General features: G+C 64.7%; 12 protein-coding genes and 1 pseudogene. 4 read left to right on the top strand and 9 right to left on the bottom strand.

Features of this window, described 5'->3' with window-relative positions:
* The first annotated feature begins 36 nt into the window (after positions 1-36).
* Entirely contained in the window at positions 37-468 is a 432-nt protein-coding gene (locus G6N15_RS12965) for a hypothetical protein (RefSeq protein ID WP_083088240.1), read from the top strand.
* Here G6N15_RS12965 and G6N15_RS12960 read toward each other — a convergent pair.
* Entirely contained in the window at positions 440-1525 is a 1086-nt protein-coding gene (locus G6N15_RS12960) for a methyltransferase (RefSeq protein ID WP_083088272.1), read from the bottom strand. The genes G6N15_RS12965 and G6N15_RS12960 overlap by 29 nt on opposite strands.
* Positions 1522-2187: an SRPBCC family protein gene (locus G6N15_RS12955; RefSeq protein ID WP_083088273.1), complete on the bottom strand. Its 666-nt coding sequence runs from the start codon at positions 2185-2187 to the stop codon at positions 1522-1524. The genes G6N15_RS12960 and G6N15_RS12955 overlap by 4 nt, the downstream gene beginning before the upstream one ends.
* A 394-nt stretch (positions 2188-2581) precedes the next feature.
* Between G6N15_RS12955 and G6N15_RS12950 the strand changes: the two genes are divergently transcribed.
* Positions 2582-3334 carry an ABC transporter ATP-binding protein gene (locus G6N15_RS12950; protein ID WP_083088274.1) on the top strand — a complete coding sequence of 251 codons (753 nt, stop codon included), beginning with the start codon at positions 2582-2584 and terminating at the stop codon, positions 3332-3334.
* A complete protein-coding gene (locus tag G6N15_RS12945) occupies positions 3334-5838 on the top strand; it encodes an FtsX-like permease family protein (protein ID WP_083088275.1) in 2505 nt (834 codons plus the stop codon). Before G6N15_RS12950 ends, G6N15_RS12945 begins: the two co-directional genes overlap by 1 nt.
* A gap of 3 nt (positions 5839-5841) precedes the next feature.
* Here G6N15_RS12945 and G6N15_RS12940 read toward each other — a convergent pair.
* From G6N15_RS12940 to G6N15_RS12910, 7 genes and pseudogenes are all read right to left on the bottom strand, one after another.
* Positions 5842-6447: pseudogene (locus G6N15_RS12940) on the bottom strand (DUF4389 domain-containing protein); the annotation flags it as partial.
* Positions 6444-7667 (bottom strand): FAD-dependent oxidoreductase, encoded by a 1224-nt coding sequence (locus tag G6N15_RS12935; protein WP_083088241.1) that lies wholly within the window; start codon positions 7665-7667, stop codon positions 6444-6446. The pseudogene G6N15_RS12940 and the gene G6N15_RS12935, both read right to left, overlap by 4 nt.
* A gap of 53 nt (positions 7668-7720) precedes the next feature.
* Positions 7721-8104 carry a hypothetical protein gene (locus G6N15_RS12930; protein WP_232070222.1) on the bottom strand — a complete coding sequence of 128 codons (384 nt, stop codon included), beginning with the start codon at positions 8102-8104 and terminating at the stop codon, positions 7721-7723.
* Positions 8101-9030, bottom strand: coding sequence for a metallophosphoesterase family protein (locus G6N15_RS12925; RefSeq protein ID WP_083088242.1), 930 nt, complete (start codon positions 9028-9030; stop codon positions 8101-8103). The genes G6N15_RS12930 and G6N15_RS12925 overlap by 4 nt, the downstream gene beginning before the upstream one ends.
* Positions 9027-9482, bottom strand: coding sequence for a cupredoxin domain-containing protein (locus G6N15_RS12920; RefSeq protein ID WP_232070221.1), 456 nt, complete (start codon positions 9480-9482; stop codon positions 9027-9029). Before G6N15_RS12920 ends, G6N15_RS12925 begins: the two co-directional genes overlap by 4 nt.
* An 81-nt stretch (positions 9483-9563) precedes the next feature.
* On the bottom strand, positions 9564-10271 hold the full coding sequence (locus G6N15_RS12915) for a QcrA and Rieske domain-containing protein (RefSeq protein ID WP_083088243.1): 708 nt from the start codon (positions 10269-10271) through the stop codon (positions 9564-9566).
* Positions 10268-10807: an RNA polymerase sigma factor gene (locus tag G6N15_RS12910; RefSeq protein ID WP_083088244.1), complete on the bottom strand. Its 540-nt coding sequence runs from the start codon at positions 10805-10807 to the stop codon at positions 10268-10270. The genes G6N15_RS12915 and G6N15_RS12910 overlap by 4 nt, the downstream gene beginning before the upstream one ends.
* A gap of 135 nt (positions 10808-10942) precedes the next feature.
* On the opposite strand from G6N15_RS12910, the gene G6N15_RS12905 reads away from it, so the two are divergent.
* Entirely contained in the window at positions 10943-12463 is a 1521-nt protein-coding gene (locus G6N15_RS12905; RefSeq protein ID WP_083088245.1) for a CoA-acylating methylmalonate-semialdehyde dehydrogenase, read from the top strand.
* Position 12464: the final 1 nt, after the last annotated feature.

Raw genomic sequence — 12464 nt, 5'->3', positions numbered from 1 at the left:
GCTGCAGTGGGTAGACCATGGACGGAAGGAGACACCATGACCGTCAAGACTGAGCAACCACTCACCAATCTCCCGCTACGCGCCGGTCTTTGGGCGCTCACTCTCGTACAGTTCGCCGTGGGCATCCTGGCCACAGTGACGCCACGGTCCTTCTACGACCATGTTCCGTGGGTAGATCTCGCGCCGCCGTATGCCGAACACCTCATGCGCGACTTCGGGTCGATGAACCTCGCGTTGGCAGTGGTGTCACTGGTCGCCGCGATCACCATGGATCGACTGCTGGTTCGTACCATGCTGGCCGCCTATGTCGTGTTCGCCATCCCGCACCTGATATTCCACGTCACACACCACCAGCACTACGGCACTGGTGCAGCGGTCGGCGAAACGACTGCGCTCGTCGTCGCTGCGCTACTTCCCCTGGCGCTGCTGGCACTGACCTTTACTCGGCCCACGCCTCCACCACGCTGAGCGGTGATGCAGTCTGTACCACCCGCGTCATCCGAAACCCCGCCTGGATCAACAACATCCGATATTCCGCTGCAGTGCGCTCGCGCGAGCCCAGATTTAGCAGCATCTCCAAATCCGACCACTTCCCGGGAAAGTCACGATCGTGCTCGGGAATGACTAATTCGACCAGTAACACCGTGGTGCCGGGATGGGCTACCGAGCGCACATTGCGCAGGATCTGCACCGCCTTCTCGTCGGGCCAGTCGTGGACGATGTTCTTGAGGATGTATGCGTCTCCACCGTCGGGAACACAGTCGAAAAACGATCCCTCCGCTATAGATACGCGGTCGCAGACATCCTGCAATGTCTTCGGGGCGCTGCCGACCACCCATGGCAGGTCGTACAGGACGCCGCGTGAACTCGGTGCCGCCGCCAAGATGGCGGCTAAAAATTGGCCCTGGCCGCCGCCGACGTCGACGATCGCACGAAAAGCGCTGAAGTCGTAGCCCGCAACCACTGCCTCCGTTGTCAGCTCCGAAATACTCGTCATCGTCTGGTTGAAAAGGTCTGCGAGCTCGGGCCGTTCGGCGAAGTAGTCGAAGCTGGCTTTATCGCGCAACGCCGGAACGACGGAAGCTCCGGTTCGGATTGCATCCTCCAGCCGCGTCCAGCGTTCGCGCTGCTCCCGCGACCCGTAGAAGCGCGCCGCGCACGCCATCGACACCCGCGCATCAGAACGCAGCGTCTCGCCAAGCCAATTCAGCTCGTAGCGACCGTCACCGCGATGACGGAACACGCCGCGGCTGATCAACGCTCGCAGCAGGCGGTGCAGCGCGTCCGCGTCCGCGCCCACCTTGGCCGCCAACTCGTCGATAGTCAGCGGGCCGCCAGCAAAGGCATCGGCGACACCGAGTTCGGCCGCCACGGTGATCGCCTGCGACGTCCAGCCGGCAATGATCATCTCCATCATTGCTGCCGGCGCGGGGGTCAGGCGTTGATTGAGCCGATACAGACAGTGGCGGATCCGCTCGACACCACGAGCCACTTTGGCGGGCGGCACTTTCGACGCAGGACTCATCGCATCCATGCCGGTTTGACCGGCAGGCCATTTCGGTGACGGTATTCGGCAATGGCCTTGAGGTTATTGAGCTCCAGCCGATGGCCAGCGCCGAACATGTCCCAAAAGTCGCCGACCCACACCGGCCGTTGTGGCGGAGCGGTTTCCGGATAGGGGTTGTGGTCGTAAAACGGGTGATGGCAATTGGTCCACAGCACCACCGAACCCGGCTTGTCGAACACCACCTGCGCATCGATCACCCGCATCATGTAAATCATCCACAGATGCTTGCCCTGATCCCACGCGCAGTGATAGTCGACCGTGCGGGCCTGCTCGTTGGCTACCGTGCGCGTGTAGATCGTGGTCTCCGACCCCAGTCGGTCGTAGGCGAGCCACAGCCCCGGTTCGTCGGTTGGCGTGAAATCGCGCAGGCTGTACGTCCACTCTTCCAGGCTGCGGGTGTCGGCCATATATTCGAACAGCTCGTCCGGCGGGCAGTCGATGTAGTCGTTGACCGTGCAGTACTCGCCGAACACCTGGTCGTGCGGGTACACCGACCGCATCATCTCCATGATGATCGGAGTGGCCTTTTGCCTGGGGCTGGTCTCGATGCGAGTCACCCCGTCGATGGGTTCGCTGGTGCCGGCATGGTCGGCAATATCTTCAAGAGCTGGGAGCGACATCGGTCCGGTCTCCTTCGTGATTGGGATCTGGTGGCAATGGTTGAACCCGGCGACGTCCGTGACGTCACCGGGTATCGGCCCGGGCAATATCGCTGCGACCATCCTGCGCTTCCGGGGCATCTGCTCACCTAGGTCGCGACGATGCCTGCGGCATGTCCGCGACGCTGTCAGTAGCACGAGCCACAAGCGGCTTCGGTTCACCGCGGTCGGAGAATCGTCGAACTGATCGGGGGTCGGGTTCGTGTATCCAATACGACCGCCTTGCGGCGCGTTGCTCGCGCGGCCCCTGGCAGTCGATCGCTGAGGAGGCGTGGCCATGGTGGACCAGCTGGCGCGGTCCCGCCGCAGGACGTTCATCCGACGACGCACCACCCCGGATACGCCCGAGTGCGAACTGAGCATCGAACTGCGCAATGTGGTGCGCGAGTATCGGGTCGGCGGTCAATCGGTGCGCGCACTCGACAAAATCAGCCTGCAACTGCGGGGCGGGCAGTTCGTGTCGGTCGTCGGGCCGTCGGGGGCAGGCAAGAGCACCTTGCTGCATCTGCTCGGCGCCCTTGACTCCCCTGATTCCGGGTCGATCATCTTCGACGGCGAGGAGATCGGCCGCCTCAGCGACAAACAGCAATCGGAGTTTCGCCATCGTCGCGTGGGGTTCGTGTTCCAGTTCTTCAACCTGTTGCCGACTCTCTCAGCATGGGAGAACGTAGCCGTCCCGAAGCTGCTGGATGGTGTCCGACTGGGCAAGGTCAAACGGGACGCGATTCGGCTGCTGGACCGGGTCGGACTCGGTAACCGGAGCCAGCACCGACCCGCGGAACTGTCCGGCGGCCAGATGCAGCGGGTCGCGGTTGCGCGAGCATTGATGATGAACCCACCGCTGATCCTCGCCGACGAGCCAACTGGCAACCTCGATTCCGCAACGGGCGCTTCGATCCTCGCGCTGCTTGCCGAGGTGGCGCACGAAGACGGCAGCGGTCGGCTAGTCGTGATGGTGACGCACAACTCGGATGCTGCGGCGGCGACGGATCGGATGCTCACACTGCAGGACGGAAGGCTCGGTTCCGACGTGACGGTGGGCCGCAATGGATTCGCCCGATTCTGGGTCGATCACGGCCGGCGGCGACGAAATGGGTCCTCACGGTGATGAGCCCGGGCTCGGTGATAGCGGCCGCGGCGAGCCGGCTACGGCTGTTCAGTCTTCGCGAGCTCGCCGTACATCGTCGGCGCACCATCGCTTCGATCGCCGTAATGGCGGTGTCTGCAATGTACTTGGTCGCAGTGTTGGGCATCTTCGGGTCGATTACCGGATCGGTCAGCCGGCTGGCGGACGGGATTGCCGGCATCGCCGCGCTCGAGGTGTCGGGCGTTACCGATGCGGGATTTCCGGACACGATAACCGCCGATGTAGCCGCTGTTCCCGGCGTCGGGACCGCGGCACCAATGATACGGACGTCTGCGTCCACGCCGTCGGGGCCGGTTCTGCTGTTCGGTGCAGACGAGAAGAGCGCCGCCTTGCGCGGCGCGTTGAAAGATGTCGTCGGAGGGCAGCTAACCGCGCCATCCGGAGAGCCGAACGGTGTGCAGGTGGGGCCGGGTGTCGGCTATGCGAAAGGCGAGACGTTCCAATTGGGCTCGGGTCCGGTCAAAGTCACTGAGGTGCTGACGAGCAAGCAACTTGCCGATCTCAACGGCGGGCACTATGTCCTTGCCCCACTTGGGTTGGCACAGAACATTACCCACCGCCGTGGTCAGCTCGACTCGATACTGATCACTACCAAGCCGGGCACTGACCTTGCCACTGTTCGTTCCGCGGTCACCGCCGCCGTGAACGGTCGAGCAATCGTCGCCGACCCGAGTATGAGGGCGACTCGGGCCGGCGACGGTGTCAAGCTGATGAACTACATGTCCCTGATGGGCGCTGCGATTGCTTTGGTGGTGGGCGCGTTTTTGATCTACACCACGATGACCATGGCGATCACGCAGCGCCGGCCGGTCATCTCGATGCTGCGCGCGATCGGCGGCCAGCGCGCCACCATCGTGCGAGACATGCTCTTCGAAGCCGCGATTCTGGGAATGATCGGCGGAGTTATCGGATCCGGCCTCGGAGTACTCCTGGGCCGCAGTGCAATTGGCCGATTACCTCCGACGATGACCCAAGGGCTGGAAGCCCGCGTCGAGTACTGGTTGCCCAGCTACGCGATACCGGCCGCGCTAGCGGCGACCGTGCTCACCAGCGTGGCCGCGTCGACGATGGCTGCGCGGCAGGTGTACAAGGTTTCACCGATCGAGGCATTGGCGCCTGTCGGTGTTTCAGCGGCCGACCGCGTGCCCCGGTGGCTGCGGAGCATAAGTGGGGTCGGGGCCGTCGCAGTGTTCGCGGCGTCAGTGATACTCGCCTTCAGCAGGCACGGCACCTTCGCGTTCGCCGCCATATTTGCCTTGTTCTGTGCCGAGATCGCGTTTGGATTCGCGCTTGCCGCATCGATGGTCGACGTCACCGCCGCAACGGCCCGACTGTTCGGATCGGTCGGCGCACTCGCGGCAGCGACGATAGAACGCTCCCCACGGCGAGTCTGGGCCACAGTGATGACCGTGCTCATCGCGGTCGTTACCACTGTCGTGATCACCGGTACCAACGCCGACATGATCCGGTCGGCCCGTGGCATCTTCTCGCCGGTCGCGGATGTGGATGTGTGGGTAAGCGCAGATCCTCCCGACAGCTATCCCACCGATGCTCTGCCGCAAGGCCTTACCGCAAAGGTGGCCGCACTGCCGGGTGCAGCACATGTTGTGGAGGGTGCGCTCGGCTTCGCCGAGGTCGGTGGCACCCGCGTGCTGCTCGACGGGTTTTCCGCCCGGACCCACGATCCGCTCTATCGCGCGCTCGACGAACGGGTACGCAACGAGGTGCTGGCTGGCCGAGGCGTAGTGCTGACGCAGAATCTGGGCAAGACTCTTCACGTCCGCGCCGGCGACCAGCTTGCGCTGCAAACACCACACGGCCCGCGGCAGACGGCGGTGCTGGCCTTGGTGCCGTACTTCTCGACGGTGATCGGCGCGGTGGGGATCGGCCTCGATCGTTTGCGGGCCTGGTTCGACCGCCCGTCAGCCACAACATTGCAAATCTCCGCGACCGCCGGTGTGGATCACAGCCGCCTCCTGGCCGACGTCCGCCGCATAGTGCCCACGCCCAACTACGTGTACGACGGCCGGGTAGCCCTGGCAGGCCTCGAGGCGCCGCTGCATCAGAGCATGTTCATCGCCAACGCCGTCTGGATCATCGTCGTATTCGTCGCCGCGGTCGCGCTTCTGAACACCCTGACGCTCTCGGTACTCGAAAGGCGCCGCGAAATTGGTGTGCTGCGGGCAATGGGGTCCAGTCGGCGGTTCACGTTGCAGATGGTCCTGGCCGAAGCCGCGAGCATCGGGGTGATCGGCGGTGTCTTAGGACTTGTCTTCGGCCTGACCGACCAGTGGCTCTACAGCCTCGTCAGCGGCGACGTCATGAACTTCAACGTCGGTTTTCGGCCGAGCCCGATGGCCCTGGTCTTCGCTATCGGCGGGCTGGCGCTCAGCCTGCTCGGATCGGTGTCGCCCGCCCGACGCGCCGCGCGGCTGAACATCATCGAAGCTGTCAGCGTCGAGTGAGGCACGTGATCCGAGATCCATTCGGAACGGCGGGTATTCGTCGCGCATCAACGAGACATACACGGCCACCCGGTATCTCCATCGCACCATGCCCATGAGGAAGTCGAACATGCCCTGCGGCACCGTGCCGGTGAACAACAACCACACCGGGGCGATGACGCAAACCAGCTGCAGCAAGGGCTCCATCGCCCAGCACACGAGTATCTGAGGGAGTCCCAACAGCCACCACTTCACCAGCACCCCCCACCGACTGAGGTGCTGCGGGTAGTCGACCTCGAGATCGCCTGGGTAGTCGGGCCGAGACGCGAGCGTAAAAGGCGGGTACTTGTCGGTGGTGTTCATCGGAAATCGGTAATTCATCACTCGCCACGACCACCGCAGCACCCCGACGTTGAAGTCGAAAATCGGGCGCGGATACCGGCCGGTGAACAAGATCGTAACGCCCGCAACGACAGTCAGCAGCGGATACACCAAGTAGAGAAAGATCAATATGGGATAGTGCGGGGCGGCCAGCACGCACCACTTGACAAGCCAGAGCCAGCGCGAGGGCGCTTCGATCTCACCTCGTACACGTACGGGGTCATCCAGGTAATCCGTGGTCCTGTTCATGCGACGGGAGTGGTCGCCGCGGCGAGCTCTCGGCTGATCTCCGCAGACATTCGCCGATGACTTATCGAATGCAGAAACGTCGCCAGCACCCAGGTCATGAACCGGTCGGACATCATGCCGGCCGGTCGCAGCACGGACTCACTGCGGGACACCTGCAGCGTGGTCACCCAGGACACGGCCTGGACCTTGCGTCGCCGCGTGTTCTCGTACCAGCGCAGCGCCCTCGCGAGATCAGCGTTGCTGCAGTTCATTTCCCGCCGGCAATCCCAGAGCGCCTTACACAGCACCATCGTGTCGAGCAGCGCCTGATTGGCTCCCTGCGCAAGGGTAGGCGGCATCGTGTGTGCCGCATCGCCGAGCAACGTGACCGCACCGCGGCCCGGGCGGGGAATCGGATGCCGGAAATGTGGGAACGGCGAACGGGCCAGATCATCGTCGGTCAATGTCGCCAGTACACGATCGGCGAAGTGGGACCATCCCGTGAAATTCGCCCGGATCATGTCGATGGGACGGTGCGGTCTGACAAAGTCGGCCGACCACGGCAAGTCGAACCACCATTGCAGGGCGAAGCCGCCCGCCGGCCACAAGCCGAGATTTCCATGCTCGCCGATCATCATCAACGCGACGTGCTTGTCGGGGACCTCTGCAAGGTTGACCAGACCCTGCCAGCTGCACCAGCCCGTCGGCTGCGCCGGCCGGCCGCCGACGATGTCTCGAACCATCGAGTGCAGGCCATCCGCACCGATCAATACGTCTCCTTCGGCCCAGCTGCCGTCGTCGAATTCGACCCGCACTCCGTCGTCGCTGTTGACCACCCCGACCGCCCGGGAGTTGCACCGGATGCGTTCGGCCGGAAATCCATCCAGCAGCCGATAGAGCAAGACCCGCCGGGGGACCATCCGAACGGGTGCGCCGAGCCGGTCCACGATCGCGGTCAGGTCGAGGGTCGCGACCGGGCGGCCGCTAGCTGTTACGACCCGCACAGTGGACAGCAGCTGCCCGGCCCCGTCCATGTCAACATCCAGTTGCCGCAACACCGTCGCACCATTGGGCCAGATGGTCACCGCCCCGCCGCCGGCCATCACCTCCGGCCGCTGCTCGAAGACGGTGACGTCATGCCCATCGCGCAGTAATCCCCGGGCGACGGAAATACCGCCGACACCCGCACCGATGACGAGTACCCGAAGCGCGCGAGTTGAAATTGCATGCGGTATCGGCATCTCGACCTCCTGGTGCTAACACGCTCGAGGTCTACGAGAAGTTCACCGCCGCGCTACTCGTGTGTGGCGCGTCGGGTTCGCACCAGATACGCCGCCACCACGGCGACGGTCAGCAGCTCGGCCGCCACGCTGATCGCCGCATGCGGTGACGGCTGCCAGCCGCGTTCGGAGAAGCCGAAAATGCCGGTGGTTCGCGACAAGATGAACGCCACCAGAGCGCCGCCGGCTACAGCGGCCGCGGCCCCACGCAACCATGCCGGGCCACCCGCCAGGATCAGCAGCGCCACCGCGAAAGATACGCTCGCTTGGATCAGGAACGCGGTACCGATGGCGGGGATGTGGCGATAGCCATGCTCGTAAAGCAACGCGTGGACGAAGCCGCCGACGGCCAGCGACGCCGCAAGGCAGCTTCGAAGGGTAACGCCCGCCAAAGTCATTGCAGGCGCTGTCCTTTCAGCGCCAGAGCATGCTGCCCGGTGGTGTAGCTGACCTCACGGATGCCTAATGCGTCGCGCAGCTTGCCCGCCGGCAGGGTGACCGGTTTGGGGTCAGGTCCGTCGCCGGGATGCGGTAGCGGATAGGCGGTGGTGGTGCCGCTGTAGAAGGCGACGTTGCCTTCGGTCTTGGAGAAGACCTGGTGCACATGCCCGTTGAGACAGGTGACCGAAGAGAACCGCCGCAGATAGCTGAGCGCCTGCGCGGCGTCGTCGGTGGCCCAACCCCAGGCCGGGTACATCGCAAACAGCGGGATGTGGCTGAACACAATGACCGGGGTGTCGCTCGACAACCCCGCGACATCCTGTTTGACGAACTCCAATTGCTCGACGCCGAGGTGACCAAGTTTCTTCAGGTTCAACGTGTTGACCAAGGCGATTACGTGCACGCCGGCAATGTCGAAGCTGTACCACCCGTCGCCGCGGGTTCCGGCGCCAAATGTGCTTCGGTATTTCTGGCCGGCGTCGTCGACCGAGTCGTGTTCGCCGGGCACTGTGAACACGTGCGGTGTGCTCAGCCCGGTCATCATCTGCTTGACCCGGTCGAACTGCTCGGGGGTGGACAGGTGGGTGAGGTCGCCGGTGTGGACGACGAAATCCGGTGTGTAGCCGAGGTTGTTGAGGCGGTCGATGGCACGGCTGAACGAGTCGGCGACATTCGGATTGGCCGTACCGGAGAATCCGATGTGGCTGTCGCTGACTTGCGCGAATCGCACCGTGGGCCGGGCCTGCGTGCGCTGTGCTCCCGCCGAGCCCGCGACATGAGAGATGACCTCGCCGCCGACAACGGCTAGGCCGACCGCCGCGCCGAACCATGCGGTGTGACGGATGAGTTGACGGCGGCTCATCGGCTGCGGATCGCCTGTCATGGCGTCACCACCACGGTCCCGCGCATAAAGGGGTGGATCGAGCAGACGTAGTCGAAGGTGCCAGGGACGGAAAACGTGTGGGAGTAGCTGGCTTGCGCATCCATACCGGGTGAGTGAAACGAGCCGTCGCTTGCCGCCACGGTATGTGGCTCCTCGTCGTGATTGATCCAGGTGACGGTGCTGCCGGCGGCGACCGCCAGCTTCGCGGGCACGAAGGCAAAGTTGTCGATGCTGACCGCGTCGCCGTTCGCCGGCGCCGGCGGCCCGCTTGGCGACGCCGTGCCCGACGGTGCGCCCGGCATCGACGGCATGGCGCTCATGCCTGGCATCCCGGGCGTGGCACTGGTGCCCGACCCGAACGTCACTGACGGATGAGACTCGCGTTGCGAGGCCGAGCATCCGGCCAGCAGCAACACACCGGCTAGGAGCACGATGTGGGCTCGTGAAGACACGACAATCCACCTCCATGGTCGCGAGAACAGCCACGGGCTGCGGGATTCTTCGCCCACAGATACGGAGGGGGGTTACACGGCTTAGGCGGGCTCACCGGGCCGCAGTGGGGCGAAAACCTCGATTGCGCCGTTGATTTCGCGAACCATCAAGGCTGGCAGCGGTTTCGGAGCGATCGGCAATTGATGGCTGACCACCCGGCCGGTGGGTGCAAACGACGTGGAATGACATGGGCAGCGCAACTGGTCATCCGGGGCGTCGAACCACAGTCGGCAGCCCTGATGAGTGCACACTCCCGACACCGCTTCCGGTTTACCGTCGACCCGGCGGACGAATCCGATCACGCTGCCGAGGTCGAACGGGTGCATTTCCCCGTCGGCGACCTCAGAGCTGGCGGCCACCCGCATCCAACGCCCGTTGTTGGGTGTGAGCGCCTGGTCTGAGCCGCCGTACGTGTCAGCGGGGCGCCGGCCAATGGCGAATCGATCGATCGAGACGCCGGCCGCCGCGGAAACCGCCGCCGCTGCCGACGTCCCGAGTACGACCTGTCGGCGAGTAGCTCCGGACTTCCCCTGCGGTACGGCCTGCGGCGTTTCCTCGAGTTGCGCCTTCAGGCGCCGGTGCAGATCGGTGAGAAACTCCTGCCGCGGCGCATCACCGCCCATTCGAGCCGCAGTCAAGTCGATCGCCGTGCGGATCTGTGCCGCCTCGAAGTCGTCCGGCTGGAAGGGCTTTGGGCGGCGTCCCCTCAGCAGGTCGTCGACGTAGCGGCGCAACCTCCCCGCGTTCATGATCCGTCCTTCTCGCTCACGTGTGCCGCCAGCCGCAGTGCGCGATGTTGGAGCACTTTGGCGTTGCTGACGCTGATCCCGAGTTCGGCCGCCGATTCCTTGACCGAGCGGCCCTGCAAGAACCGCAATTCCAGGATCCGGCGGTATTGGTCGGGCAACGTCTGGAGAACCTTGGCAACGCGCTGGGGGGCGGTGCTGATCGCTTCTTCGCTGTCGGGTGGCTGTTCGATGTCCTCGATCGAGGTGATTTCACGTCCCAGCGTCTCGCGCCAGTGGGCGGCCAGCACGGTCCGCGCAGTGGCCCGCAGGTAGGCGCGCACCTCACCCACACTGGCGGACAACCGCAGCGGCCGCAGCGCCGCCAGAAATACCTCCGCGGTGAGGTCCTCGGCGTCGGCCCGGTTGCCGACGCGAGCGAAGATCGTCCGATACACCCAGGTCGCGTTGTCCTGATACACCGCCTCCCAGTCGGGGTAGCCGCCGTCGCGGACCACGCGCAGAGGTCGCGGGTTGACCGGGTCGCATGGTGCCGTCACCTATCGCCTGCCTTCTCACGACTGGTCGTCACCAGTCCATAGCGGGCCTGGTTACAGCCGACTCGACTTGCCAGCCGACCGAGGCGCTTACTAGGATATCCTAGTAAAAGCACTTCTCCTTACCCGAGGGCATCCATGACTGCACAGATTCCGCATTTCATCGACGGCCACCGCACGGCCGGGCAGTCGCAGCGCACGGCCGATGTGTTCAATCCCAACACCGGCCAGGTGCAGGCGACGCTGCCGATGGGCGGCAAAGCAGATGTCGATGCCGCAGTGGCATCGGCTGTCGAGGCGCAGAAGGGCTGGGCGGCGTGGAACCCGCAGCGCCGGGCGCGGATCATGATGCGGTTCATCGAGCTGGTCAACCAGCACACCGACGAACTGGCCGAGATGCTCTCGCTCGAGCACGGCAAGACCCTGGCCGACTCTCGTGGTGACATCCAGCGCGGCATCGAGGTCATCGAGTTCTGCATCGGCATCCCGCATCTGCTCAAGGGTGAATACACCGAAGGCGCCGGCCCGGGCATCGACGTCTACTCGATCCGCCAGCCGCTGGGTGTGGTCGCCGGCATCACCCCGTTCAACTTCCCGGCCATGATCCCGCTGTGGAAAGCCGGGCCAGCGCTGGCATGCGGAAATGCATTCATTCTCAAGCCATCCGAGCGTGACCCCTCGGTCCCGGTCCGGCTGGCCGAACTGTTCATCGAAGCGGGCCTGCCGCCCGGAGTGTTCCAGGTGCTGCACGGCGACAAGGAAGCCGTCGACGCCATCTTGACTCATCCCGACATCCAGGCGGTCGGGTTCGTCGGCAGCTCGGATATCGCGCAGTACATCTACGCGACCGCTGCCGCGCACGGGAAGCGCTCCCAATGTTTCGGCGGCGCCAAGAACCACATGATCGTAATGCCCGACGCAGACCTCGACCAGGCCGTCGACGCACTGATCGGTGCGGGATACGGAAGTGCCGGCGAACGCTGCATGGCGGTCAGCGTCGCGGTGCCGGTCGGCGAGTCGACCGCAGAACGGTTGCGCGGCAGGCTGGTTGAGCGCATCAACAACCTGCGGGTGGGCCACAGCCTCGACCCCAAGGCCGACTACGGTCCGCTGGTCACGGAGGCCGCGCTCAAGCGGGTGCGCAACTACATCGGCCAGGGCGTGGCCGCGGGCGCTGACATCGTGGTCGACGGGCGTGAACGCACCAGCGACGACCTGGCCTTCGGGGACGCGAACCTGGAGGGTGGTTTCTTCATCGGCCCGACGCTGTTCGACCATGTCACCCCGGAGATGTCGGTCTACACCGACGAGATCTTCGGGCCCGTGCTCTGCATGGTGCGCGCCCACGACTACGAAGAAGCGCTGCGGCTGCCGTCGGAGCACGAGTACGGCAACGGCGTCGCGATCTTCACCCGCGACGGCGACACCGCCCGCGACTTCACCTCACGCGTGCAGGTCGGCATGGTCGGTGTCAACGTGCCGATCCCGGTGCCGGTCGCCTACCACACCTTCGGCGGCTGGAAGCGCTCGGGCTTCGGTGATCTCAACCAGCACGGCCCGGCGTCGATCCAGTTCTACACCAAGGTCAAGACCGTGACGTCGCGCTGGCCGTCGGGCATCAAGGATGGCGCTGAGTTCGTCATTCCCACAATGAAATAAC

It is taken from the genome of Mycobacterium noviomagense (genome assembly GCF_010731635.1).
Classification (GTDB): domain Bacteria; phylum Actinomycetota; class Actinomycetes; order Mycobacteriales; family Mycobacteriaceae; genus Mycobacterium; species Mycobacterium noviomagense.
The sequence above is the reverse complement of the archived record's forward strand: the minus strand, read 5'-3'. Positions and strand labels throughout refer to the sequence as shown.

Excerpts from the sequence above, each read along its gene's own strand:
- G6N15_RS12965 (WP_083088240.1), top strand. The coding sequence starts at position 37 with ATGACCGTCAAGACTGAGCAACCACTCACCAATCTCCCGCTACGCGCC.
- G6N15_RS12960 (WP_083088272.1), bottom strand. The coding sequence starts at position 1,525 with ATGAGTCCTGCGTCGAAAGTGCCGCCCGCCAAAGTGGCTCGTGGTGTC.
- G6N15_RS12955 (WP_083088273.1), bottom strand. The coding sequence starts at position 2,187 with ATGTCGCTCCCAGCTCTTGAAGATATTGCCGACCATGCCGGCACCAGC.
- G6N15_RS12945 (WP_083088275.1), top strand. The coding sequence starts at position 3,334 with ATGAGCCCGGGCTCGGTGATAGCGGCCGCGGCGAGCCGGCTACGGCTG.
- G6N15_RS12935 (WP_083088241.1), bottom strand. The coding sequence starts at position 7,667 with ATGCCGATACCGCATGCAATTTCAACTCGCGCGCTTCGGGTACTCGTC.
- G6N15_RS12930 (WP_232070222.1), bottom strand. The coding sequence starts at position 8,104 with ATGACTTTGGCGGGCGTTACCCTTCGAAGCTGCCTTGCGGCGTCGCTG.
- G6N15_RS12925 (WP_083088242.1), bottom strand. The coding sequence starts at position 9,030 with ATGACAGGCGATCCGCAGCCGATGAGCCGCCGTCAACTCATCCGTCAC.
- G6N15_RS12915 (WP_083088243.1), bottom strand. The coding sequence starts at position 10,271 with ATGAACGCGGGGAGGTTGCGCCGCTACGTCGACGACCTGCTGAGGGGA.
- G6N15_RS12905 (WP_083088245.1), top strand. The coding sequence starts at position 10,943 with ATGACTGCACAGATTCCGCATTTCATCGACGGCCACCGCACGGCCGGG.